Below are 222 nucleotides of genomic sequence, written 5' to 3'. Positions count from 1 at the left end.
ATCTTCCCGGAGCGCGCCAATATCTCGCTGGCGCAAATCGTGTCGCGCGATCACATCATCCTGCGCACCTGGGAGCGCGGGGCGGGCCTGACGCGCGCCTGCGGCTCGGCCGCCTGCGCGACGCTCGTCGCCGCCGTTCGCAAGAACCTGACCGACCGCACCGCTCGCGTCAGCCAGGCCGGTGGCGATCTCACGATCGAATGGCGGGAGCGCGACGGCCAC

Annotated in this window: 1 pseudogene; it reads left to right on the top strand. The window is 71.2% G+C overall.

The features are described 5' to 3' along the window. Positions 1-222, top strand: a pseudogene (locus AB1471_RS18140) (diaminopimelate epimerase); the annotation flags it as partial.

This window comes from Jeotgalibacillus marinus, from assembly GCF_040801915.1.
GTDB classification, from domain to species: Bacteria; Bacillota; Bacilli; order Bacillales; family Jeotgalibacillaceae; genus Jeotgalibacillus; species Jeotgalibacillus marinus.
This window is presented reverse-complemented; position numbering and strand designations above follow the sequence as displayed.